Raw genomic sequence first — 21,860 nt, forward strand, 5'->3', positions numbered from 1 at the left:
CTCACTCCTTCCGGCCAGCCGCTCAAAGCGTATCACCGCCCAGTGGGCGATTACAGGCACACAACTCTTCGGTTTGCAGGGCATCGAGAATGCGCAGGATTTCCTGCGGATTACGGCCCACCTTCAGCGGGTTCACGGACACATGCTGGATGACGTTGGCCGCATCCACGATGAAGGTGGCACGCAACGCCACACCGGCTGCAGCATCGCGGATGCCCAACTGGTCAACCAGGCTGCCCTTCACGTCGGCAAAGCTGTAGTGCCCCAATTTGTTGAGCATGGGCTGATCACGGCGCCACGCCAGCTTGCAGAACTCATTGTCGGTGTTGCCACCCAGCAAGACCGCATCATGGTCAGCGAAGTCCTTCGTCAGACGATCAAATTCCGCGATCTCGGTCGGGCAGACGAATGTGAAATCCTTCGGGTAGAAATAGATCACCTTCCACTTGCCCGGGAAGCTGGCCTCGGTGATGGTCTCGAAAGCCGAATGGCCATGTTCTTCATGCTCATTGAAACCCGGCTTGACGCCCACAACTGTGAAGGCATCGAGCTTGTCACCAATCGTTTTCATGCGTGCTCCTACCCAGGGGTGCGCCCCTGTACAAATGTGTCAATCGGCTCAATCATAGGACCTGTTCCTGCCTGATGCCGCGTGCGCCTCTAGAATCGGGCACCCCTCTGCCGCAAAACCACATCGAGACATCACATGGCCCTCTATCGCATCAAGGACAAAGCTCCCCAGGTTGACGCCAGCGCTTACGTGGCGGATTCAGCCGACTTGATTGGTGAGGTCATCCTGGGTGAAAACGCCAGCGTGTGGTCTCACGTGACGGCCCGCGGTGACAACGAGCCGATTCGCATTGGCGCCCGCTCGAACGTGCAGGAGTCTTCGGTGCTGCATACCGATGTGGGCTTCCCCCTGACCATTGGTGAGGACGTGACCGTGGGGCATCAGGCCATGCTGCATGGCTGCACCATCTGCGACGGTGCTCTGGTTGGCATTCAGGCCGTGGTGCTCAATGGCGCGATCATCGGCAAGAACTGTCTGGTTGGCGCAGGTGCGCTGGTCACCGAAGGCAAGGTCTTTGACACCGAAGGCATGCTGATCCTGGGCAGCCCGGCCAAAGCCGTGCGCCCCTTGACCGAGATGGAGCTGGCCCGCATGCAGATGGGTACAGCCGTATACGTCCAGAAGTCAGGTCAATACAAGACCGACCTGATCCGCGTGGACACCCCGAAAGAATGACATGAGTGAATTGCACAAGTTTCTGTTTGAAGGCTTGCCTGTGCGCGGCATGCTGGTTCGGCTGACGGATGGTTGGCAGGAGGTTCTGCGCCGTCGCGAAGGATCGGATGAGCCATTTGAGGCGCCCGTGCGGGTGCTGTTGGGCGAGATGGCCGCCGCGTCGGTGCTGATGCAGGCCAACATCAAGTTCAATGGGTCTTTGATTCTGCAGGTGTTTGGGGATGGCCCCACCAAGGTGGCCGTGGCCGAGGCGGACCACCGCATGGGTTTTCGCACCACCGCCAAGATCACCGGCGAACTGCCTTCGACCGATTCAGGCCGCCTGCCGCTCGACGAGCTGGTGAATGTGCACGGCCAAGGTCGATGCGCCATCACGCTGGACCCGCAAGACCGCCTGCCGGGACAGCAGCCCTACCAGGGCGTCGTGCCACTCAGCGATGACAACCACCAGCCTTTCAAGGAACTGAGCGCTGCGCTTGAGCACTACATGCTGAAGTCCGAGCAACTGGAAACCCGTCTGATTCTGGCTGCCAACGATGAGGTAGCTGCCGGCTTGCTGATCCAACGCCTGCCGCTCGAAGGTGAAGGCAACCTGGCCGGTCAGGGCGTCGACGATGAGGCCGAGCTCAACGAGTCCTACAACCGCATTGCACACCTGGCAGCCAGCCTGACCCGGGAAGAACTGTTGACGCTGGATGCGGAGACCGTGCTGCACCGTCTCTTCTGGGAAGAGGACATCCTGCGCTTTCCAGTACAAGGTGGCGAGGAAGGGCCTCATTTCGCCTGTTCGTGCTCGCGTGAGCGCGTCAGCAGCATGCTGCAAAGCCTGGGCAGCGAAGAGTTGGAAAGCATCCTGCAAGAACAGCAGAAGATCGAAGTCGGCTGCGACTTCTGCGGTGAGCGCTACACCTTCGACTCGGTCGATGTGGCTGAATTGATGACAGACGACATGGCGCTGCCACCGGGCACCTCACGTCTGCAGTGAAGCTGCTGCAGGGGGCTCATCCCACTGCCATGGCTGGGAGCGCAACAAGGCTGCCCAATCCTGATTGAGCACGGGGCTCGGGTTGTCCGAGACGCCGTTCAGCCCCACCAGTGGGGACGTCAGGCTCAGCATCTGGCCGGACACAGGGTGCGGCAGACTCAATGCCAGCGCATGCAACCACAGGCGCTGAGCACCCAGGTGCTGCGCCCACCAGCGGTTGATCGGCCCTTTGCCATGGGTGGCATCGCCAATGATCGGGTGCGCCACATGTTTGAGGTGCCGCCTGATCTGGTGCCTCCGCCCAGTCTCAGGCCAAGCTTCGACCAGTGACGCCCGGGTTGTCGGGTATCGATCGACCGGGATGGGCAGGGACAGCGTTGCCAGACGTCTGAACGCGGTCAACGCTGGCTGAGCAGGGGCGTCTTCTGGCGCGTCATCGGGTTTGAGCGCATGGTCAACCGACCATTGCCGCGGCGTCCACCCTCGCACCATGGCGATGTAACGCTTGCTGACCTGCCGTGTCTCAAACATGGCGGTCAACGCCCTGGCTGCGATGGGATTCAAGCCCATCACCAGCACGCCAGATGTCCCTTTGTCGAGGCGATGAACCGGAAACACATGCTGACCCAGCTGGTCCCGCAAGGTCTGAACGACAAACCGCGTCTCGTGGGCATCCAAGCCGGTGCGGTGCACCAGCCAACCGGCGGGCTTGTGCACGGCCACGAGGTGTTCGTCACGCCATAGAACCGGCAAGCGCGGCTGCATGGTATCGATCATGGTCGGGGCAACATCCAATGCTGCTCGCAGTCACCGTCATCGCACTTCTCGCACACCCATCGCCATCGGGGGCGCCCGGCCTGCGCGGCACGCCGCTGTTCCAGCGTCACGGCATGGCGGATGGCATCTGCAGCCAGGTTCAAGTCCGCATCCGTCACATCATGGAGAGACATGAATGGGGTTCCCTGCTGAATCAGGGTATGCCGCAGGTCATCAAGGGCATCAGCGCCCTCCCCCAAGCCCGATTCGAGCAACAACACCAGCAACACCTCACTCGGCAATGAAGCTGGCCCGAAGGTATTCACGGGGACCACACTCAAGCTGACCATGTCAGAGGGCAGATTCAGCATCTCGTGCAATCTGGCAAGCCCACATGGTGGCGAGACGTTGCCCGGCGCCACCAGCACAACGTGCTTCACTGCGAAGCAGGCGGGGTCGCGCTGGTGACCGACTGCCCTTGCGGCAGCTGGTTGGTCAATTGCACGTAAATTTCATCGGGCTTGACCATGCCGAGCTCCATGCGGGCCTTTTCTTCGACCATCTCCAGGCCTTCCTGCAGGTCTCGGACCTCGGCAGCGAGTTGCTCGTTGTCAGACTCGGCCTGGGCATTCGCTTTTTGCTGTTGCTCCAGCTTGCCCCGCAAACTCATCACCCGCGGCACACCACCCTTGCCAAACCAGAGTTCGGCATGGACAACGGCCAGCAGAGCCACAAGGACGATGGTGACAAGACGCATGAATCGATTATCAACCGAGAAACACTGGCCGATACCCTGTCAGGCAGCAAATCTTGCGTTCAAGGCGCGCGACCGCTGCGCACCTTCACAGCCAACGCCCTCGCCTCGCGCTCGACCGTATCGAGCCGGATGTCCGCCTGATCCAGGAAACCGGGCTGGAACTGTGATGGGTTGGCCCAATAGCGTGACGTGACATCGCATTTCTTGGCCAGCGCCTGCAAACCAAGCCCTTCCAGCTCGAAGCCCAATTCAGCCCAACTGGCGGCCAGTTCGGCTTCGATGTCCACGTGCCGGTGGCCGTCCGCGAGGCCACGTGCATAGGCCGCCGTCTTGCGCGCCAGAACCACCACCTTGTTCACGGCCTGCAGGCTGGCCTCCTGGCGAGCCACACCCGCTCGGCGCAAATTGACGAGCCAGCGCAGTACATGACTGGCCACATCCTTGAGAGACGGCATCACCAGCGGGGGCACGCTCACGATGGCTCCTCAGGCGAACTCTTCGTTGAACAACAGCCGCCAGGCATTGCGATAAGCGACCTGATGCTGCACATCACCCGGCAGGCAACGCAGGAACAGGCGGTGCTTGGCATCGTATTCGTGGATGCGGTTGAGACGATCGCCACCCAGGTCCAGCGCAGACAGAAAGCGATCCGGATGGGCCACGATCAGATCCAGCCACTCTGGCTTGAGCCCACCGCCATCACCCCAGATGCGCGCATGCAACTGCTGGCTGAGCGGGTAACGCGATGTGGCATCACCGAACGCCGTGTCGAACATGAGATGGGGAAAACGCCGGATCAATGACTCGACATAGGTCGCCGAATAGGAGGCGGCACGCTCGATATAGCGCACCTGGGCGAGGTGACACCAGATCACCCTGGCCCTGGGATATTGGGTCAGCATTTTCTCGATAACCGGCAGCAAGGTGTCTTCCACCTCATAGTGAATCTGGAATGCCATGCCGGTACGTTCGCTCAACGCAAACAGCCAGTGGCCGATCGGGCCGTCCAGCGGCACATTCACATCGCGGTCCAGATCCCCTCGCTTGGCCTGGCGCGGAGACGGGTAATGGCGAAACTCGTATTCACCGAGAAGCAGCACACTCCCATCAGCGATGGCTTTTTCCTCACCGGCCTCGAAGGCTTCCGTGGCCTCCATCAAGGCGGGCCCCTGCCCACCGTTGCCCACCGGTATGAATCGATCCGGATAGTGCTGCAGCAAGCGGGTGTTCAGATCTTCATAACGCACGCCACGCTCAAATGCGCCCTGCCCGATGTCTGCCGACAAGGCCATCAGGCCGATCTGGCAGTCATCCATGGCCTTGGCCAGGTCATCCAGATCGAGCTTGCCCGCATTGCAGGAGCTCTCGATGTCGACATAGGGCATGACGCCGCCCGCCAGGATGCGCTGGATGCGCAGGCGGTAGCCCTCTTTCAGCCTGGCCACATCCAGTGCCCCTGCTGCAGGCTGGGCGGCTGCGAGGGCTAACCCACCCAGGGACATGGGCAGCATGGCTGCAACACTCATCAAGGCGCGTCTTGTCAGCATGACATCCCTGCAATCATTCGAGGTCGACACAGCATACAGGCAAAAAAAAGCCGCCCTGTTGACACCAGGACGGCTTCTCTGCACCAGACACGGGGAGCAGCGTCCCCGCGTAGCTGCGCTGCATCAGCGCAGGTTGTAGAAGGCGCTGCGGCCCGGGTACACGGCCACGCCACCCAGATCTTCTTCGATACGCAGGAGCTGGTTGTACTTGCTCATGCGGTCCGAACGGCTCATCGAGCCGGTCTTGATCTGACCAGCGTTCAGGCCGACGGCGATGTCGGAGATGGTGTTGTCTTCGGTTTCACCCGAGCGGTGCGAGATCACCGCGGTGTAACCGGCGCGCTTGGCCATTTCGATGGCAGCGAATGTTTCGCTCAGGGTGCCGATCTGGTTGATCTTGATGAGGATGGAGTTGGCAATGTTCTTGTCAATGCCTTCCTTCAGGATCTTGGTGTTGGTCACGAACAGGTCGTCACCCACCAGCTGAACCTGCTTGCCCAGACGCTCGGTCAGGTGCGCCCAGCCTTCCCAATCGCCTTCAGCCATGGCGTCTTCGATCGAGATGATGGGGTACTTGTCGCACCAGGTGGCCAGGATGTTGGTCCACTCCTCGGCGGTCAGGGTCAGGCCTTCGCCTTCCAGGTGGTACTTGCCGTCCTTGTAGAACTCGGAGGCAGCGCAGTCCAGGCCCAGGGCGATCTGTTCACCGGCGACATAGCCAGCCTTTTCGATGGCTTCCAGGATCAGCTGGATGGCGGCTTCGTGGCTGGCCACAGAAGGCGCGAAACCGCCTTCGTCGCCCACGGCCGTGGACATGCCCTTGTCATGGATGATCTTCTTCAGCGCGTGGAACACTTCAGCGCCGTAACGCAGCGCTTCGCGGAACGAAGGTGCGCCCACGGGCAGGATCATGAACTCTTGCAGGTCCAGGTTGTTGTTGGCGTGTGCACCGCCGTTGATGACGTTCATCATCGGAACAGGCATCTGCACGGCGCCCATGCCACCGAAGTAACGGTACAGCGGGATGCCAGCTTCTTCAGCAGCAGCACGAGCCACAGCCATGGACACGGCCAGGATGGCGTTGGCACCCAGGCGGCCCTTGTTGTCGGTGCCGTCGAGTTCGATCAAGGTCTTGTCCAGGAAGGCTTGCTCGGAAGCATCCAGGCCCAGCACGGCTTCGGCGATCTCGGTGTTGATGTGCTCAACGGCCTTCAGCACGCCCTTGCCCAGGTAACGGCTCTTGTCGCCATCACGCAGTTCGATCGCTTCACGCGAACCAGTGGAAGCACCAGACGGCACGGCAGCACGGCCCATGACGCCGCTTTCCAGCAGAACGTCGCATTCGACGGTGGGGTTACCGCGGCTGTCAATCACTTCGCGGCCGATGATGTCAACGATGGCGCTCATCAGTTAGTCCTCAAACGGTTTAATGTTGAAAAGAATTCTTCAGGCGATTCAGTTGAAGTTCGACTCGAGGAAGCCGTTCTTCTTGGTGATGCGATCCAGCTCGACCAGCGTGGACAGCAAGGCCTTCATGTGCTTGAGCGGCACGGCGTTGGGGCCGTCCGACAGGGCGCAGGCGGGATCCGGGTGGGTCTCCATGAAGAGACCGGCGACGCCCACGGCCACACCGGCACGTGCCAGCACGGGCACGAACTCGCGCTGACCACCCGAGGAGGTGCCCTGCCCGCCCGGCAATTGCACCGAGTGGGTCACGTCGAACACCACCGGGGCATTGGTTTCCCGCATGATCGCCAGCGAGCGCATGTCGGACACCAGGTTGTTGTAGCCAAAGCTGGCCCCACGCTCGCAGGCCATGAAGTTGTCGTCGTTCAGACCGGCAGCACGTGCAGCAGCACGGGCCTTGTCGATGACGTTCTTCATGTCGCCAGGGGCCAGGAACTGCCCCTTCTTGATGTTCACGGGCTTGCCACACTGGGCAACCGCGTGGATGAAGTCGGTCTGGCGGCACAGGAAAGCAGGCGTCTGCAGCACATCGACCACGGCCGCTACAGCCGGGATCTCGGCCTCCGAGTGGACGTCCGTCAGGATGGGGACATTCAGCTCGCGCTTCACCTTGGCCAGGATCTCCAGCCCCTTTTCCATGCCAGGGCCACGGAAGGAGGTACCGGAAGACCGGTTGGCCTTGTCGTAGCTCGACTTGAAGATGAAAGGAATGCCCAACTCGCTCGTGATTTCCTTGAGCGTACCGGCGGTGTCCATCTGCAGTTGTTCCGACTCGACCACGCAGGGGCCGGCAATCAGGAAGAACGGGTGCTCAAGACCAACGTCGAATCCACAGAGTTTCATAGATCAGGCTTCCTTGGTTGCAGCCTGGTGGTCCAGGGCAGCCTTGATGTAAGCAGTGAACAGCGGATGGCCATCCCACGGCGTCGACTTGAACTCGGGGTGGAACTGCACACCAACGTACCAAGGGTGAACCGTCTTGGGCAACTCGATCATCTCGGTGAGCTTTTCACGCTGGGTGATGGCCGAGATGACCAGACCGGCTTGTTGCAGCTTGTCGAGGTAACGCTCGTTGGCTTCGTAGCGGTGACGGTGACGCTCGGTCACAACCGGGCCATAGATGTCATGGGCAATGGTGCCGGGCTTCACGTCGGAGCTCTGAGCACCCAGGCGCATCGTGCCACCCAGGTCGGACGAGGCGTCGCGCTTTTGCACGGTGCCATCGGCGTCCAGCCACTCGTCGATCAGCGCGATCACCGGGTGCGGGCAACCGGGCTCGAACTCGGTCGAGTTGGCATCGGTCAGGCCAGCCTTGTGGCGTGCGTATTCGATGGTGGCCACCTGCATACCCAGGCAGATGCCCAGGTAGGGAATGCCGTTTTCACGCGCGAACTGCGCAGCACAGATCTTGCCTTCCACGCCACGCTTGCCGAAGCCGCCCGGCACCAGGATGGCGTCGAACTGTGCAAGCGACGAGACGGTTTCGGGCGTCAGTGTTTCGGAATCCACATAGCTGATGTCCACGCGGACATGGTTGTGGATGCCGGCGTGACGCAGGGCTTCGTTGAGCGACTTGTACGAATCCGACAGGTCGGTGTACTTGCCGCACATGGCGATGCGCACCGTGCCCTTCGGGTGTTCGACCTCATAGACCAGCTTGTCCCAGCGCGACAGGTCGGCTGGTTTGGTCTGCAGTTGCAGCTTGGCGCAGATCAGATCGTCCAGGCCTTGCTCGTGCAGCATGCGTGGCACCTTGTAAATGGTGTCGGCATCCCACACGGAGATCACACCAGAAGATGACACGTTAGTGAACAAAGAGATCTTTTCGGCCTCGTCTTCCGGGATGCGGCGGTCAGCACGGCACAGCAGCGCATCGGGCTGGATACCGATTTCGCGCAGCTTCTGCACCGTGTGCTGGGTCGGCTTGGTCTTCAACTCGCCAGCGGCCGCAATGAACGGCACATAGGTCAGGTGCACGAAGGCCGCGTTGCCGGCGCCCTGCTTCAGGCTCATCTGACGCACGGCTTCCAGGAAGGGCAGCGACTCGATGTCACCAACCGTGCCACCGATTTCCACGATCGCCACATCCACAGCCTCAGGCGTACCGACACCGGCGCCACGGCGGATGAAGTCCTGGATTTCGTTGGTGATGTGCGGGATGACCTGAACCGTCTTGCCCAGGTAATCACCACGGCGCTCCTTCTCGAGCACGCTCTTGTAGATCTGGCCGGTGGTGAAGTTGTTGGTGCGCTTCATCCGGGTGGTGATGAAACGCTCGTAGTGGCCCAGGTCCAGATCGGTTTCGGCACCATCGTCGGTGACGAACACTTCGCCGTGCTGGAAGGGAGACATCGTGCCCGGATCAACGTTGATGTACGGATCCAGCTTGATGAGGGTGACATTCAGGCCACGCGATTCGAGAATGGCAGCCAGAGACGCGGCGGAGATGCCCTTACCGAGAGAGGACACCACCCCGCCGGTGACGAAGACAAACTTGGTCATTGCGCGGTTGCGTTGGCGGTTCACGCCGGACGCTGCGTTGGTAAAGCGGCATTATAGGCGGAGCGCAGGGATGCCACTGGCGCAAAATGTCCGAAAACAGCGCAAACATGATGAACGACAGACTGACTTACCGCGACGACGCGCCACTTGATGTCGATACGGTCATCGCACTTTACAAACGCACCAGCCTGGGCGAGCGACGCCCTGTGGATCGGCCTGATGTGTTCCAGTGCATGCTGGACAACGCCAACTTGATCGTGACTGCGTGGGACGGCCATCAATTGGTGGGCATTGCACGCACCATGACGGATTTCAGCTATGCGGCGTACCTGTCGGATCTGGCCGTCGACGAGGCATACCAGAAACAGGGCATTGGCCGACGCCTCATTGATGAGACACGCCAGCGTCTCTGGCCTGAGTGCATGCTGATCCTGCTCGCCGCCCCCGCCGCCAACGACTACTACCCGAAGATCGGATTCGAGCCCCACCCGCGCGCATGGACGATCGGCGGGCGGAAGAAAAAACCCTCAGCGGGCTGATCAGGCGTCAGGGCCGGCGATCCGCACCAGCGGGTTCATGGCCTGATGCTGGCGTGGTGCCGTGTTGGGCTGCAGATCACCCTCGGCGTGTCCCCAGGTCGGCTCGGGAATCGAGTCGAACACATCGCGCAGACGCTGCCCCCAGCTGCTGCGGATCATGCGGAAGTAGGCATTGCTGTCATCGATGTTGATCAGCTTGTCCACCTTCAGCGTGTCAGCCTCGTAGACCATCAGATCCAGCGGCAGCCCGACCGACAGGTTCGACTTCAGGGTCGAGTCCATCGAGATCAGGGCGCACTTGGCGGCTTCCTGCAGCGGCGTATTCGGCGTGACCACGCGGTCGATCACGGGCTTGCCGTACTTCGACTCACCAATCTGGAAGTAGCAGACCCCATCAATGCCCGCTTCGACGAAGTTGCCGGCGGCATAGATGTTGAACAGGCGCATGGTCTCGCCCTTGATCTGTCCACCCAGAATCAGGCTGCAGTTGAAGTCGATGCCATGCTTCTTGAGCGCATCGGCGTCACGCGCGTGAACCTTGCGCACGGCACTGCCCACGATGCGGGCACAGTCGAACATGCTGCGGGCGTTCCAGATGGTGATTTCTTCGCCATCCGGCCCCTCGATGGATTCGTGGCCGAGCAACTGCTTGACCGCCTGGGTGATGGCCAGATTGCCCGCCGACAGCAACACCATGACCCGGTCACCGGGCTTTTCATACACCGTCATCTTGCGGAAGGTGCTGATCTGGTCCATGCCAGCATTGGTTCGTGAATCAGACAGGAAAACCAGGCCGGCATTGAGGCGCATGGCCACGCAGTAGGTCATGATGAAATCACCGTTTTGAGTCGATACAAGGCATCCAGGGCCTCGCGTGGGGTCAAGGTATCAGGATCGATGCTGGCCAGCAAGCTCAGCGTCTCAGCCTCTGCATCCGTCATGGCGGGGCCCGAAGCCGATGGCATGTCGACACCTGCCGAGGCGGGCAGCACGACATCAGCATGCTCGGCCGCAGCAAACAGGTCGATCTGGTCTTCGGCGTGCCGCTGTTGGGCTTCCAGCGCCTCCAGCGTGGCGCGAGCCTGACGGATGATGGGGTGTGGCATGCCGGCCAGTCGGGCCACCTGCACACCATAGCTGCGACTGGCGGGGCCAGGCTGCAACTCGTGCAGGAAGACGATGTCGTCACCCGACTCGGCCACCCCCACATGCACATTGAGTGCGCGGGGGTGTTTTTCGGGCAAGGCTGTCAGCTCGAAATAGTGGGTCGCAAACAGGGTGAAGGCCTTGTTGCGGTCATGCAGATGGCTGGCAATGGCACCGGCCAGAGCCAAGCCATCGAAGGTCGACGTGCCCCGCCCGATTTCATCCATCAGGACCAGCGAATGCTCGCTTGCACCGTGCACGATGGAAGCCGCCTCGGTCATCTCCATCATGAAGGTCGACTGCGCATTGGCCAGGTCATCAGCCGCTCCGATGCGGGTGTGGATGGCATCGATCGGCCCCAGTCGACAGGATGCAGCCGGCACAAAAGAGCCCATGGCCGCCAGCAACACGATCAGGGCCACCTGGCGCATGAAGGTCGACTTACCGCCCATGTTCGGGCCGGTGATGACCAGCATGCGGTGATTGGCATCCAGCCGGCAGTCGTTGGGCATGAACGCGGTGCCGGAGGTTTCCAGCAAGCGCGCCTCGACCACCGGGTGACGCCCCTTTTCAATGTCGATGCAGGGATGGTTGACGAACTCCGGGCGTACCCAGCCCAGCGTGGAGGCGCGCTCGGCCAGGGCGGCCAGGGCGTCCAGCGAAGCCAGGGCTCGCGCCAGGGCACTCAAGGCAGACAGATGCGGCTGCAACACATCGATCAGTTGCTCGTAGAGCCACTTCTCACGCGCCAGCGAACGCTCTTGCGCCGACAAGGCCTTGTCTTCAAACGCCTTCAACTCGGGCGTGATGAAGCGCTCGGCGTTTTTCAGAGTCTGGCGACGCTGGTAGTCCATGGGGACCTTGTCGACCTGGCCCGCAGAGACCTCGATGTAGAACCCGTGCACCTTGTTGAATTGAACCCGCAGGTTGCTGATGCCTGTGCGGGTTCGCTCACGCGCCTCCAGGTCGAGCAGGAAGGCGTCGCAGTTCTGCGCAATGCCACGCAACTCATCCAGGTCTGCATCAAAGCCCGTGGCGATGACGCCACCGTCGCGCAGCAGCACCGCCGGCGTTTCAGCCAAGGTTTGCTGCAGGCGCAGCGCGATGTCCGCGTCGGGCTGCAGCGCCGCATGCAAACGCTCCAGCAGCGGGCAGGCCTGGTCAGTTGACCGGGCGCCTGGCACGCTCAGGCGCAGCGTTGGCAGCCCCAGCAAGGTATCGCGCAGCCCTGCGAGCTCACGCGGACGAACCTGACGCAGGGCGATGCGGGCCGTGATGCGCTCGACATCACTGAGGTTGCGCAGGGCTTCACGCAAAGCGTCAAAACCCTGCTCTGGCGACGGAGGTTGCAGCAGGTTGATGAGCGCATCGTGGCGCTCGGATGCCAGACGTCGGTCGCGCGGCGGATGGGTGACCCACTGGCGCAGCGTGCGGCTGCCCATGCCGGTGCGACAGGTGTCCAGCAGCGACAGCAAGGTTGGCGCATCTTCGCCGCGCAGGGTTTGCGTCAGCTCCAGATTGCGCATGGTGGCCGGCGGCAACTCCAGCAGGTCGCTTGAGCGCGGCACATCCAGACTGGCCACGTGCGACAGCGCCCTGCCCTGCGTGTGTTCGGCGTACGTCAGCAAGGCCGCTGCAGCCGCATGGCCGAGGGTCAGATCCTGGGCGTTGAAGCCCTGCAGACCGGCCACCCCAAGTTGCTCGCACAGCTTGCGCTGCCCAAGGCCACCATCGAACTGCCAGCTCGGGCGCGACGTGAGCGCCGTGCGAGACAGGCCCAGGGCTTGTTGCAAACCCGCCGGGGCCTTGTCCCGATCAAAGAGCACTTCTGCCGGCTGCAGACGCGCCAGCCAGCCCGGCAGCTCGCGCTCTGCACACTCACTCAAGCCCAGCCGCCCACTGGACAAACCCAGCCAGGCCAGGCCACAACGGCCGGGCGCATCGGCGCGACCGCGCTTTTCCACCACAACGGCCAGCAGCAAGGCATCTGCCCGCTCGGACAGCAATTCCGAATCGGTCAGCGTACCCGGGGTGACCACCCGCACGACCTTGCGCTCGACCGGGCCCTTGCTGGCGCCCACCTCACCCACCTGCTCGCAAATCGCCACGGACTCGCCAAGGCGAATGAGCTTGGCCAGGTAGGTTTCGACGGCGTGAACAGGCACGCCAGCCATCACCACGGGCTCCCCGGCCGATTGGCCACGGGTGGTCAATGTGATGTCGATCAGGCGGTTGGCCTTGCGCGCATCGTCGAAGAACAGCTCGTAAAAATCCCCCATGCGGTAGAACACCAGGGTATCCGGGTGCTCATGCTTGATGCGCAGGTACTGCTGCATCATGGGGGTGTGCGCACTGAGATCAGGAGCGGCTTGCTCCTTGATGGGCTGCGTCATGTGGAAAACAGGCGCGGGGCGCCGGGTTCAGTGATCAGAACGGGGCGTCGCCACCACGCGGGGTGACCTTGATGCGGGTGCGAGTCGGCTTGGGCTGACCCTCGTCGGCTGCAGCAGCCTTGCTCAATGCCGCTTCCGGCGTTTCGCCGTCGGCATCGGTCTGCTCTGCAGCTTCGGCAGCCAACTGTTCAGGCATGGTGCTGTACTGCGTCAAGGTCTTGACCAGTTGACCGTAGATACGCGGCGAGCCCGCCACCAGTTCGCGGCGATACAGGAAGTCAGCCTCACCCGTGAAGTTGCCCACCAGGCCACCGGCCTCAGTGATGATCAGCGAGCCTGCGGCGACATCCCAAGGGCTCAAGCCGGTCTCGAAGAAGCCGTCATAGAAACCGGCGGCCACGTAGCAGAGGTCCAGCGAGGCGGCACCCGGGCGACGCACGCCGGCGCATTGCACCATCACTTCTTCGAACATCTTCATGTAGCGCTGGAAGTTGTCGCCCTTGCGGAAAGGGAAGCCCGTGCCGATCAGGGCTTCGAGCATGCGCGAACGCTTGGACACGCGGATGCGGCGGTCGTTCATGTAGGCGCCGCGGCCCTTCGATGCATAGAACAGGTCATTGCGGCTGGGGTCATACACCACAGCCTGCTGCACCTGACCGCGGAAAGCCAGAGCAATCGACACGGCATAGACCGGGAAGCCATGGATGAAATTGGTGGTGCCGTCGAGAGGATCGATGATCCAGACGAAGTCGCTGTCTTTGGCGCCCTGGGTGTTGCCCGACTCTTCGGCCAGGATGCCGTGCCCTGGATAGGCTTCCAGGATGGTCGAGATGATCGCGTCTTCTGCTGCCTGGTCTACTTCGGTCACGAAATCATTGTGCGACTTGGCCGTGATGGTCAGGCGCTCCACATCGAGCGATGCCCGGTTGATGATCGCTCCAGCTGCGCGGGCAGCCTTGATGGCGATATTGAGCATGGGATGCAGGGCTTGGGACATGACTAGACCTTGGGAACGTCAGATGGGACGGACAAATGGCACTGGATGGCACAAAGAGGCACTTGTACACCAACACCGGCGGCCAGACGGACGCAAACCGGCTCGGAACAAGCAAAAAGACGCGCAACGATGACCAAAGAGCGAGGAGAATTGCGGATTCTATCCATTTCGGCTGAATCTCTCAAGCGCATGAAGGATTTAGCGGACATTGTTGAAGTCATGACGACCGTTGATGCCATCACGCCCGACCCCACACGTTTCATCCTGATTGGCACCAGCCACCCTGGCAATGTCGGCTCGACAGCACGCGCCATGAAGGTCATGGGTTTTTCGGATCTGGTGTTGGTGCGCCCGCGTTTTGCAGATGTGCTGAGCCAGGAGGAGACCGTGGCCATGGCCAGTGGTGCCGCCGATATCCTGACCCGTGCCCGCATCGTCGACACGCTCGAAGAGGCACTTGATGGCATCACCTACGCCATTGGCACGGCCATGACGCCGCGCGACTTTGGCCCCCCTACCCTGACGCCCCGCAGCGGCTTCGCAGCCCTCGCTGAGCACGCGCCTCGCCATCGTGTCGGCCTGGTCTTTGGCAGCGAACGCTATGGCATGGCCAATGAAGATGTGTACCGATGCCATGCAGTGATGAGCATCCCCACCAACCCTGGGTATGGATCGCTGAACCTGTCCCAGGCCGTGCAGTTGCTGGCCTACGAGTGGCGCCAGGCCCTGGGAGGTTTCACGGTGGAGGCCCGCACGGCCGAACCGGATCTGGCCGATGGCGGCGCCGTGCAGGGTCTGCTGTCACACTGGGAAAAGGCACTGATCCACCTGGGTTTCCTGGACCCCAGTGCGCCCAAGAAGCTGATGCCACGACTCAACCAGTTGTTCAACCGGGCGCAACTCCGGCAGGAAGAAATCCACATCCTGCGCGGCGTGGCCAAGCACATGCTGGAAGCGACACCTCGCCACCCCAACCCAAGTGCTGCCGCACCGACAGACGGGTCTTTGCCTGACCGGTAAACTCGGGCACCCAAGACAACAATAAATAGAGACACCGCCCATGTTCTTCGCCCGTCTGAGAGAAGACATCCGCTGCATCCTTGAACGTGATCCTGCCGCCCGCTCGGCCTGGGAGGTCCTCACCTGTTATCCCGGCCTGCATGCCCTTTCGATGCACCGGGCCGCTTACTGGTGCTGGACACATGGCTTGAAATGGCTGGGTCGCTGGATCTCTCACTGGGCTCGGTTTCTCACCGGCATTGAAATTCACCCGGGCGCACAAATCGGCCGACGCGTATTCATTGATCACGGCATGGGTGTCGTCATTGGCGAGACGGCCGAGATCGGCGACGACTGCACGATCTACCAGGGCGTCACCCTGGGCGGCACCTCGCTGACCAAAGGCTCGAAGCGCCACCCCACGCTCGGCAAGGGTGTCATCGTTGGCGCGAACGCGCAGGTGCTGGGCGGCTTCACGGTGGGAGACGGTGCCCGTGTTGGTTCAAACGCGGTGGTCACCAAGCCGGTTCCAGATGGCGCCACGGCGGTAGGCAACCCCGCCCGCATCATCGTCGCCAAGAAAACGGTGATGGATGAAAAGCAGGCGGAACGGGAAGCGGTGGCCGCCCGCATGGGGTTCTCTGCCTATGGTGTCACCGAAGGCGATGACCCACTGGCCCAGGCTCTGCGCGGTCTGATCGACAACGCATCGACCCACGAGCATCAGATCACATTGATCTGGCAGGCCATTGAAAAGCTGGCCAATGCCGCCAACAGCGACGACGCCCGCGGCTGCATGCCTTGCGACGCACGCAAGACCGAAGACTTCGACGCCGAAGGCATGAACCAGTTGGTCAAGTGAGGATCGCGGCACCTGGGCGTGCCACACAAGACAAAGGGCCCCTCGGGGCCCTTTTCACTGGCTGGCTGACAACATCAGCTCAACCCAGCAGGTAGCCGCCATCCACATTCAGGCAGGTGCCCGTGGTGTAGCTCGCTGCATCGCTGGCCAGGTACAGCGCTGCGCCGGCCATTTCAGACGGATCGGCCACACGGTTCATCGGTGTATGCGCCATCACCATCTTCAAAATGGCGTCGTTGGTGGTCAACGCTGATGCGAACTTCGTGTCGGTGGCGCCCGGCAGGATGGCGTTCACACGCACCTTCATCGGTGCACACTCCTTGGCGAAGGCGTGCGTCATGGAGATCACGGCCGCCTTGGTGATGGAGTAGATGCCCTGCGCCATGCCAGGAATGACGCCGTTGACCGAAGCGATGTTGATGATCGAACCCCCACCATTCTTGGCCATCAGCTTGGCACCCTTGGAGCACATGAAGAAGTAGCCACGGATGTTGACATCCACGGTCTTCTGGAAGGCCGACAGGTCGGTGTCGGTGATGTGCCCGAAGTAAGGGTTGGTGGCAGCGTTGTTGACCAGGATGTCCAGGCGACCGAACTGCTGCTCGACCGCGGCAAACACGGCATCGATCTGCTCCATCTCACCCACATGGCAGGCCAGCACGGAGGCCTTGCCACCCGCTTCGCGGATCGATGCAGCCACTGCCTCACACGGCTCGGCCTTGCGGCTGGAAATAATCACATGGGCACCATGGAGCGCCAGCAGGCGGGCAATGGCTTCACCAATGCCACGGCTTGAGCCGGTTACCAGGGCGACCTTGCCGGTCAGGTCAAACGTCGAAGCTGCAGTCGAAGTCATCAAACATCCTTACTCAAAAACGATCACAGAGCCGAGCGCGCGATGGTCTCTTCGCAGCGCTTGCCCAGGTAGTTCACAAAGAAGCCGAACGAAGCAAAGGCCGGGTTTTTCGCGTTGCCCTCGCTGTAGCGCTTGTAGATCTGCTGGGCGATGCCTGCCAGACGGAACAGGCCGTAGACGATGTAGAAGTCGAAATTGGCCACACTCAGCCCGGTGCGTTCGCCGTAATAGGCGATCACCTCGTCACGGGTCAGCATGCCGGGGGCATTGGTGGGCTGACGGCGGCTTTGCTGGAAGACCGGATCATCATCGGCCTGCACCCAGTAGGCCAGCGAACTGCCCAGATCCATGAGGGGGTCACCCAGGGTGGCCATTTCCCAATCCAGCACACCGATCACATGGGTCGGGTCGGCAGGGTTCAGTACCACGTTGTCGAAACGGAAATCGTTGTGAATCAGCCTGATGGCGACTTCACCCTGCGGCTGCTTGGCTGCCAGCCAGGCCATCACGGACTCCATGTCCGGCACGTCCTGCGTGCGCGCTGCACGGTAGCGCTTCGTCCAGCCTTCAATCTGGCGTGCGACATAGCCTTCGCCCTTGCCCAGGTTGTCGAGGCCACAGGTCTTGGGGTCCACCATGTGCAGGGCAATCAGCTTGTCGAGCACATTCAGGCACAGCTGGCGGGTCTTGTCCGCATCCAGACCGAGCTCAGGTGGCAGATCACGGCGCGGGATGGCGCCATCGAGACGCTCCATCACGTAGAAAGGCGCGCCGATCACCTCTTCGTCTTCGCAGATGGCATAGACCTGCGGCACCCATGGGTAGACCGGCAGCAACGCCTTCATGATGTGCGCCTCGCGGGCCATGTCGTGTTGCGACTTGGCAATGTGACCCAGCGGCGGACGGCGCAGGATCATGTCTTGTGAAGGAAAGCGCAGCAGATAGGTCAGGTTGGAAGCACCACCAGAAAACTGATACACCTCAGGCACCGTATCAGCCAGCAGGCCCTGCCCCTTCAGGTAATGGGCCACAGCCACGGCATCCAGTTCTTCACCCTTGCGAACCGGGCCGGCGCCTTCAACGGGAGCGAGTTGTTGCGTCATGAACGTCGTTTCCTTTTCTGTATGGGTAAGCGCATCCCGAGGCCATCTGGCCTCTGAACAGCGGCGAGTGTAGAAAAGCCTTCAGCAATGAATCAAATGAATTGTTTGAATTCTTTTATATTCTCACCATGAATTTGAGCAAGCTTGATCTCAATCTATTTCTGGTGTTTGACACCATCTACCACGAGGCCTCGCTGACGCAAGCCGCACTCAAGCTGAACCTGAGTCAGCCAGCTGTCAGCCACGCCCTGGCGCGCCTGCGTGACCACCTCGGCGACCCCCTGTTTACGCGGGAAGGGCGTCGCATGGTGCCCACAGCCTACGCCCGCACACTGGCCCCATCCGTGCGCAGCGCACTCAACAGCCTGCAAAGCGGCCTCAAAGGCCCAACAGACTTTGCGCCAGAACAGGCAGAGCGCAGCTTCGTGATTGGCATGTCGGATGTGGTGGAAGCGATGATCCTGCCCGGCCTGCTGGCCAATTTGCAGCGCAGCGCCCCCAAGGTCACCGTCACCAGCATCCGGATGGAACGACATGAGATGGCGGCCAGCCTGCGCGGGAACCGGGTTGACCTGGTGCTCGATGTGGCACTGCCCGTCGAGGCAGATATTCAGCACACGCGCCTGATGCTGGAGCGCCTCGTGGTGGTGGCCCGTCACGGGCACCCCCAGCTGGAAGCCGGGCCGCTCACGTTGCCGGCCTACCTGGATGCCAACCACATTCTGGTGTCATCCCGCCGCAAGGGGCTGGGTCTGGAAGACTTCGAACTCAGTCGCCTGGGCATGCGGCGACGGGTGGGTCTGCGCTGCCACCATTACTTTGCGGCTTGCCGCGTGGTCAGCCAGACAGATCTGCTGCTGACGATCCCGGAGTACTACGCCCGCATGCTGCAAAAGCAACTGGGCTTGCGCATCGAACCGTTTCCGATCAGCAGCCCGCCGGAGCTGGATGTTCACCTCTACTGGCACGCCAGCGCCGACGCAGACCCCACCAATGTGTGGCTGCGTCAACAGGTTGCGCAGGCCATCATTGACGCCGCACAACCAGCCTGAAGGCATTCAGGCCTGCACAACGCGCTGCGCCGACTTGGGACGGAAGGCAGCGCACACCACGCCGTCCGTTTCGATGTAAGGGCCGCCAATCAGGTCGATGCAATACGGCACCGCTGCAAAGATGCCCGGCACGATCGAGCGCCCTTCAGCATCACGCAGTCCTTCCAGCGTCTCGGCAATCGACTTCGGTTGCCCGGGCAAATTCAGAATCAGCGATTGCTTGCGGATCACGGCGGTCTGGCGAGAGAGGATCGCCGTCGGCACGAAACGCAGGCTGATCTGGCGCATTTGCTCACCAAAGCCCGGCATTTCCTTGTCTGCCACGTCCAGGGTCGCCTCGGGCGTGACATCACGGGGCGACGGGCCAGTTCCACCGGTGGTCAGCACCAGGTGGCAACCTTGCTCGTCCACCAGTTCACGCAAGGTGGCTGCAATGCCGTCTCGCTCATCCGGAATCAGCCTGGGCACCCACTCGATGGGGTTGCGAACCGCACGCCCCAGCCAGCTCTGCAGGGCTGGCAGACCTTTGTCTTCATACACACCCGTGCTGGCGCGATCCGAAATCGACACCACACCAATCTGAACGGTTTCCAGCTCCGTGCTCATGCCTCGTCCTCGTCGCCGTCTTCCATGCCCTCGTGGTCGTCCTCCTCGGGCCCTTCAATGTGCTGTTTGACGAACTGGAACAACTCGCGAAAGCCGCGTCCACTGCGCTTTTCGGGCTCGGCAGCGGCGTCCTTGCGCGCATTGCGAATCAATGCACGCAAGGCCTGGATGTCGGTGCCAGGGAAATCGCCGATCCAGCGCGTCAGGGCATCGTCACTGGCAATCAGCTCGGCGCGCCAGCGCTCGGCGTCGTGCAATGCCAGGGCGTTGCGTGCATGCCCCAGCTCGAACGCTGCAATCGCGTCCTTGATGGGCTGTGGGTCGGCACTGCGCATGAGCTTGCCGATGTACTGCATCTGGCGGCGGCGCCCTTCGTGGGATTTGGTCCGGCGGTAGGCATCCAGCGCTTCACGCAGCAGTTCTGGCATCTCAATGGCGTCGACGCGGCTCTTGGGCATCGTCACCAGCGTCTGGCCCATGGACTGCAATTCGTGGCTGTCACGCTTGCGTTGGGACTTGCTGGGACGGCTGTAACCGTTCGCGTCGACTTCATCGTCGGGGTGAGTATTCTGGTCGTGATTCATGTCCTCGCTATGATACGAGTTCGCACCTCCTCTTTTGTCTTCATCGACGCGACACGCATCAATGGCCGCCAACAAATCCTCCAAGTCGACATCCGCCTCTGCCAACCACGGTTTCGCGCACACGCAGGAGCAGTTTCAGCAACTGATCGAAGACACCCTGCATCTGGCCCGCAAGCTCGGCGCCACCGATGCGGCGGCCGAAGTATCCGAGGGCATGGGCCTGTCGGTGTCGGTGCGCAAACAGAAGCTGGAAAACGTCGAGCGCAACCGCGACAAATCGATCGGCGTGTCGGTGTACATCGGCCAACGCCGCGGCAATGCCAGCACCTCCGACTTTTCTCCCGCCGCACTGGAGCAGACCGTGCGCGCGGCCTACGACATCGCCCGCTACACGGCGGAAGACCCCGCAGCCGGCCTGCCTGAAGTCGAAGACCTGGCGCTGGGCCGTGCCGCCCGCAAAGACCTGGACCTCTTCCACCCCTGGCACATTGACGCAGGCGATGCCGCGGAACTCGCCCGCCGCTGCGAAGCGGCCGCCCTCGGAGTCGATCGCCGCATCACCAACTCGGAAGGCGCCTCCGTTTCGGCACAACAGTCCCACTTTTTTGCAGGCAATACCCGCGGCTTCCGTGGCGGCTACGCCTCATCCCGCCACTCCCTGTCGGTCTCACCCATTGCCGGGCGTGGCAACGACATGCAGCGTGACTTCTGGTATTCGTCAGAGCGATCAGCCAAGGACCTGTCCAAGCCAGAGGCCATCGGTCGCTATGCCGCCGAACGGGCCCTCGCACGTCTGAAGGCCCGCAAGATCGCCACCTGCGAAGTGCCCGTGCTGTTCGAGTCGCCCCTGGCGGCCGGCCTGCTTGGCGCTTATGTGCAAGCCACCAGCGGCGGCGCACTCTACCGCAAAGCCACCTTCCTGCACGACAGCCTGGGCCAGCAGGTACTGCCCACACACATCAACATCGTTGAAGACCCCCATATCCTCAAAGGCAAGGGCAGCGCGCCCTTTGACGATGAGGGCGTGGTCACCCGCAAGCGCAAGGTCGTGAAAAATGGCGTGGTGCAGGGCTATTTCCTGTCCAGCTACTCTGCCCGCAAGTTGGGCATGCAGACGACCGGGCACGCCGGCGGCTCACAGAATCTGGTGTTGCAAAGCCGCCTGACCAACCCGAAGGACAACCTCAAGGCCATGCTCAAGAAGCTGCACTGCGGCCTCTTCGTGACGGAGTTGATGGGCCAGGGCGTCAACTACGTGACGGGCGACTACTCCCGCGGTGCGGCCGGCTACTGGGTGGAAAACGGCGAGATCGTCTTCCCCGTGGAAGAGATCACCATCGCCAGCAACCTGAAGAACATGTTCCAGCAGATCGTGGCCGTGGGCGCCGACGAGTACACCTATGGCAGCAAGACGGTCGGCTCGATCCTGATCGAGGACATGAAGATCGCCGGCCACTGAGCTC

At 61.8% G+C, this 21,860-nt stretch carries 23 protein-coding genes; 7 read left to right on the top strand and 16 right to left on the bottom strand.

What is annotated here, in order from left to right; genetic code table 11:
* Positions 1 to 22 precede the first annotated feature (22 nt).
* Positions 23 to 571, bottom strand: a complete 549-nt coding sequence (locus tag ACE3PH_RS07175) for a peroxiredoxin (protein WP_374317351.1) — start codon at positions 569 to 571, stop codon at positions 23 to 25.
* 135 nt (positions 572 to 706) lie between these two features.
* Here ACE3PH_RS07175 and ACE3PH_RS07180 point away from each other — a divergent pair, with 135 nt between their 5' ends.
* Both ACE3PH_RS07180 and ACE3PH_RS07185 read left to right on the top strand, forming a co-directional pair.
* Positions 707 to 1,246 (top strand): gamma carbonic anhydrase family protein, encoded by a 540-nt coding sequence (locus ACE3PH_RS07180; protein ID WP_374317353.1) that lies wholly within the window; start codon positions 707 to 709, stop codon positions 1,244 to 1,246.
* Position 1,247: 1 nt separating this feature from the next.
* The gene (locus ACE3PH_RS07185; protein WP_374317355.1) at positions 1,248 to 2,231 is read left to right on the top strand and encodes an Hsp33 family molecular chaperone HslO; all 984 of its coding nucleotides are present in this window, start codon (positions 1,248 to 1,250) and stop codon (positions 2,229 to 2,231) included.
* On the opposite strand, the gene ACE3PH_RS07190 is transcribed toward ACE3PH_RS07185, so the two are convergent.
* From ACE3PH_RS07190 to ACE3PH_RS07225, 8 genes are all read right to left on the bottom strand, one after another.
* Positions 2,217 to 3,008, bottom strand: a complete 792-nt coding sequence (locus ACE3PH_RS07190; protein ID WP_374317357.1) for a pseudouridine synthase — start codon at positions 3,006 to 3,008, stop codon at positions 2,217 to 2,219. The genes ACE3PH_RS07185 and ACE3PH_RS07190 overlap by 15 nt on opposite strands.
* A complete protein-coding gene (locus ACE3PH_RS07195) occupies positions 3,005 to 3,358 on the bottom strand; it encodes a hypothetical protein (protein ID WP_374317359.1) in 354 nt (117 codons plus the stop codon). The genes ACE3PH_RS07190 and ACE3PH_RS07195 overlap by 4 nt, the downstream gene beginning before the upstream one ends.
* A 65-nt stretch (positions 3,359 to 3,423) precedes the next feature.
* Complete coding sequence (gene ftsB / locus ACE3PH_RS07200) at positions 3,424 to 3,744, bottom strand: cell division protein FtsB (protein ID WP_374317361.1); 321 nt, start codon at positions 3,742 to 3,744, stop codon at positions 3,424 to 3,426.
* Between the two features lie 59 nt (positions 3,745 to 3,803).
* Complete coding sequence (locus ACE3PH_RS07205) at positions 3,804 to 4,220, bottom strand: hypothetical protein (RefSeq protein ID WP_374317363.1); 417 nt, start codon at positions 4,218 to 4,220, stop codon at positions 3,804 to 3,806.
* 9 nt (positions 4,221 to 4,229) lie between these two features.
* Positions 4,230 to 5,291: an amidohydrolase gene (locus ACE3PH_RS07210; RefSeq protein ID WP_374317365.1), complete on the bottom strand. Its 1,062-nt coding sequence runs from the start codon at positions 5,289 to 5,291 to the stop codon at positions 4,230 to 4,232.
* A 123-nt stretch (positions 5,292 to 5,414) separates the two neighbouring features.
* Positions 5,415 to 6,698 (bottom strand): phosphopyruvate hydratase, encoded by a 1,284-nt coding sequence (gene eno, locus ACE3PH_RS07215; RefSeq protein WP_374317367.1) that lies wholly within the window; start codon positions 6,696 to 6,698, stop codon positions 5,415 to 5,417.
* Positions 6,699 to 6,746: 48 nt separating this feature from the next.
* The gene (gene kdsA, locus ACE3PH_RS07220) at positions 6,747 to 7,601 is read right to left on the bottom strand and encodes a 3-deoxy-8-phosphooctulonate synthase (protein ID WP_374317369.1); all 855 of its coding nucleotides are present in this window, start codon (positions 7,599 to 7,601) and stop codon (positions 6,747 to 6,749) included.
* Positions 7,602 to 7,604: 3 nt separating this feature from the next.
* Positions 7,605 to 9,260 (bottom strand): CTP synthase, encoded by a 1,656-nt coding sequence (locus tag ACE3PH_RS07225; protein WP_374317371.1) that lies wholly within the window; start codon positions 9,258 to 9,260, stop codon positions 7,605 to 7,607.
* Between the two features lie 86 nt (positions 9,261 to 9,346).
* Here ACE3PH_RS07225 and ACE3PH_RS07230 point away from each other — a divergent pair, with 86 nt between their 5' ends.
* Positions 9,347 to 9,799, top strand: a complete 453-nt coding sequence (locus ACE3PH_RS07230; RefSeq protein WP_374317373.1) for a GNAT family N-acetyltransferase — start codon at positions 9,347 to 9,349, stop codon at positions 9,797 to 9,799.
* Here the strand turns inward: ACE3PH_RS07230 and ACE3PH_RS07235 are convergent, their stop codons facing one another.
* The 3 genes from ACE3PH_RS07235 to ACE3PH_RS07245 are packed head-to-tail and all read right to left on the bottom strand — an operon-like array spanning position 9,800 to position 14,335.
* Positions 9,800 to 10,627, bottom strand: coding sequence for a peptidase (locus tag ACE3PH_RS07235; RefSeq protein ID WP_374317375.1), 828 nt, complete (start codon positions 10,625 to 10,627; stop codon positions 9,800 to 9,802). It abuts the gene before it with no gap.
* Positions 10,624 to 13,338, bottom strand: coding sequence for a DNA mismatch repair protein MutS (gene mutS, locus ACE3PH_RS07240; RefSeq protein ID WP_374317377.1), 2,715 nt, complete (start codon positions 13,336 to 13,338; stop codon positions 10,624 to 10,626). Before mutS ends, ACE3PH_RS07235 begins: the two co-directional genes overlap by 4 nt.
* A gap of 34 nt (positions 13,339 to 13,372) precedes the next feature.
* Complete coding sequence (locus ACE3PH_RS07245; RefSeq protein ID WP_374317379.1) at positions 13,373 to 14,335, bottom strand: inositol monophosphatase family protein; 963 nt, start codon at positions 14,333 to 14,335, stop codon at positions 13,373 to 13,375.
* 219 nt (positions 14,336 to 14,554) lie between these two features.
* Between ACE3PH_RS07245 and ACE3PH_RS07250 the strand changes: the two genes are divergently transcribed.
* Positions 14,555 to 15,355 carry an RNA methyltransferase gene (locus tag ACE3PH_RS07250; RefSeq protein ID WP_374317380.1) on the top strand — a complete coding sequence of 267 codons (801 nt, stop codon included), beginning with the start codon at positions 14,555 to 14,557 and terminating at the stop codon, positions 15,353 to 15,355.
* A 40-nt stretch (positions 15,356 to 15,395) separates the two neighbouring features.
* Positions 15,396 to 16,196, top strand: coding sequence for a serine O-acetyltransferase (gene cysE, locus ACE3PH_RS07255; protein WP_374317382.1), 801 nt, complete (start codon positions 15,396 to 15,398; stop codon positions 16,194 to 16,196).
* Positions 16,197 to 16,275: 79 nt separating this feature from the next.
* Here the strand turns inward: cysE and ACE3PH_RS07260 are convergent, their stop codons facing one another.
* Positions 16,276 to 17,052, bottom strand: coding sequence for an SDR family oxidoreductase (locus ACE3PH_RS07260; RefSeq protein ID WP_374317384.1), 777 nt, complete (start codon positions 17,050 to 17,052; stop codon positions 16,276 to 16,278).
* Between the two features lie 23 nt (positions 17,053 to 17,075).
* On the bottom strand, positions 17,076 to 18,155 hold the full coding sequence (locus tag ACE3PH_RS07265; protein ID WP_374317386.1) for a phosphotransferase family protein: 1,080 nt from the start codon (positions 18,153 to 18,155) through the stop codon (positions 17,076 to 17,078).
* A gap of 128 nt (positions 18,156 to 18,283) precedes the next feature.
* Here ACE3PH_RS07265 and ACE3PH_RS07270 point away from each other — a divergent pair, with 128 nt between their 5' ends.
* Positions 18,284 to 19,207, top strand: a complete 924-nt coding sequence (locus ACE3PH_RS07270; protein WP_374317388.1) for a LysR family transcriptional regulator — start codon at positions 18,284 to 18,286, stop codon at positions 19,205 to 19,207.
* A gap of 6 nt (positions 19,208 to 19,213) precedes the next feature.
* Here ACE3PH_RS07270 and mog read toward each other — a convergent pair whose 3' ends face one another.
* Together mog and yjgA are read right to left on the bottom strand one after the other, a co-directional pair.
* Positions 19,214 to 19,813 (bottom strand): molybdopterin adenylyltransferase, encoded by a 600-nt coding sequence (gene mog, locus ACE3PH_RS07275; RefSeq protein ID WP_374317390.1) that lies wholly within the window; start codon positions 19,811 to 19,813, stop codon positions 19,214 to 19,216.
* Positions 19,810 to 20,397, bottom strand: coding sequence for a ribosome biogenesis factor YjgA (gene yjgA, locus ACE3PH_RS07280; protein ID WP_374317392.1), 588 nt, complete (start codon positions 20,395 to 20,397; stop codon positions 19,810 to 19,812). The genes mog and yjgA overlap by 4 nt, the downstream gene beginning before the upstream one ends.
* A 61-nt stretch (positions 20,398 to 20,458) precedes the next feature.
* On the opposite strand from yjgA, the gene pmbA reads away from it, so the two are divergent.
* Positions 20,459 to 21,856 carry a metalloprotease PmbA gene (gene pmbA, locus ACE3PH_RS07285; protein ID WP_374317394.1) on the top strand — a complete coding sequence of 466 codons (1,398 nt, stop codon included), beginning with the start codon at positions 20,459 to 20,461 and terminating at the stop codon, positions 21,854 to 21,856.
* Positions 21,857 to 21,860: the final 4 nt, after the last annotated feature.

The organism is Aquabacterium sp. (genome assembly GCF_041909175.1).
Classification (GTDB): domain Bacteria; phylum Pseudomonadota; class Gammaproteobacteria; order Burkholderiales; family Burkholderiaceae_C; genus Aquabacterium.

Bases quoted from the DNA above. Each gene is read 5' to 3' on its own strand.
- ACE3PH_RS07175 (WP_374317351.1), bottom strand. From the start codon at position 571: ATGAAAACGATTGGTGACAAGCTCGATGCCTTCACAGTTGTGGGCGTC.
- ACE3PH_RS07180 (WP_374317353.1), top strand. From the start codon at position 707: ATGGCCCTCTATCGCATCAAGGACAAAGCTCCCCAGGTTGACGCCAGC.
- ACE3PH_RS07185 (WP_374317355.1), top strand. From the start codon at position 1,248: ATGAGTGAATTGCACAAGTTTCTGTTTGAAGGCTTGCCTGTGCGCGGC.
- ACE3PH_RS07190 (WP_374317357.1), bottom strand. From the start codon at position 3,008: ATGATCGATACCATGCAGCCGCGCTTGCCGGTTCTATGGCGTGACGAA.
- ACE3PH_RS07195 (WP_374317359.1), bottom strand. From the start codon at position 3,358: ATGCTGAATCTGCCCTCTGACATGGTCAGCTTGAGTGTGGTCCCCGTG.
- ftsB (WP_374317361.1), bottom strand. From the start codon at position 3,744: ATGCGTCTTGTCACCATCGTCCTTGTGGCTCTGCTGGCCGTTGTCCAT.
- ACE3PH_RS07210 (WP_374317365.1), bottom strand. From the start codon at position 5,291: ATGCTGACAAGACGCGCCTTGATGAGTGTTGCAGCCATGCTGCCCATG.
- eno (WP_374317367.1), bottom strand. From the start codon at position 6,698: ATGAGCGCCATCGTTGACATCATCGGCCGCGAAGTGATTGACAGCCGC.
- kdsA (WP_374317369.1), bottom strand. From the start codon at position 7,601: ATGAAACTCTGTGGATTCGACGTTGGTCTTGAGCACCCGTTCTTCCTG.
- ACE3PH_RS07225 (WP_374317371.1), bottom strand. From the start codon at position 9,260: ATGACCAAGTTTGTCTTCGTCACCGGCGGGGTGGTGTCCTCTCTCGGT.
- ACE3PH_RS07230 (WP_374317373.1), top strand. From the start codon at position 9,347: ATGTCCGAAAACAGCGCAAACATGATGAACGACAGACTGACTTACCGC.
- ACE3PH_RS07235 (WP_374317375.1), bottom strand. From the start codon at position 10,627: ATGACCTACTGCGTGGCCATGCGCCTCAATGCCGGCCTGGTTTTCCTG.
- mutS (WP_374317377.1), bottom strand. From the start codon at position 13,338: ATGACGCAGCCCATCAAGGAGCAAGCCGCTCCTGATCTCAGTGCGCAC.
- ACE3PH_RS07245 (WP_374317379.1), bottom strand. From the start codon at position 14,335: ATGTCCCAAGCCCTGCATCCCATGCTCAATATCGCCATCAAGGCTGCC.
- ACE3PH_RS07250 (WP_374317380.1), top strand. From the start codon at position 14,555: ATGACGACCGTTGATGCCATCACGCCCGACCCCACACGTTTCATCCTG.
- cysE (WP_374317382.1), top strand. From the start codon at position 15,396: ATGTTCTTCGCCCGTCTGAGAGAAGACATCCGCTGCATCCTTGAACGT.
- ACE3PH_RS07260 (WP_374317384.1), bottom strand. From the start codon at position 17,052: ATGACTTCGACTGCAGCTTCGACGTTTGACCTGACCGGCAAGGTCGCC.
- ACE3PH_RS07265 (WP_374317386.1), bottom strand. From the start codon at position 18,155: ATGACGCAACAACTCGCTCCCGTTGAAGGCGCCGGCCCGGTTCGCAAG.
- ACE3PH_RS07270 (WP_374317388.1), top strand. From the start codon at position 18,284: ATGAATTTGAGCAAGCTTGATCTCAATCTATTTCTGGTGTTTGACACC.
- mog (WP_374317390.1), bottom strand. From the start codon at position 19,813: ATGAGCACGGAGCTGGAAACCGTTCAGATTGGTGTGGTGTCGATTTCG.
- yjgA (WP_374317392.1), bottom strand. From the start codon at position 20,397: ATGAATCACGACCAGAATACTCACCCCGACGATGAAGTCGACGCGAAC.
- pmbA (WP_374317394.1), top strand. From the start codon at position 20,459: ATGGCCGCCAACAAATCCTCCAAGTCGACATCCGCCTCTGCCAACCAC.